The organism is Flavobacterium sp. R1_16 (assembly GCF_057652095.1).
In genome coordinates this window covers 1-326 of record NZ_JBYFCG010000035.1, presented here as the reverse complement: position 1 = coordinate 326, position 326 = coordinate 1, and the positions used below count along the sequence as shown (strand labels likewise).

Annotated in this window: 1 pseudogene; it reads left to right on the top strand. The window is 27.9% G+C overall.

Annotated elements, in window-relative coordinates:
• Nucleotides 1–313 (top strand): annotated as a pseudogene (locus tag AC23L6_RS13385) (ABC transporter permease); the annotation flags it as partial.
• Nucleotides 314–326: the final 13 nt, after the last annotated feature.

Below are 326 nucleotides of genomic sequence, written 5' to 3'. Positions count from 1 at the left end.
AGCATTTGCTCTAGGATTTCTTATGGTGTGGAAAATTATTGAAGGAATTGCAAAAGGCGTTCTCACCTTTAAAATATTTCCTAATAGTACAATTTCTGATACTATTTGTCAATTTTTTCCTTTAGAATCAATGTCTAATCTAATTGTAGAACCATTCACAAGATTATCGGTCATACAAAGCATTGTAACACAAATGGGAGTAGAACATTTTAAAGATTATGGAGTTCATTGGTACAGCATTTTAATAGTTATTTCTTGGACTGTTATTTTTATGTTAATGTCAATTAAATTACTTGAAAAAAGAGATTTATAGTATAATTGCTAAT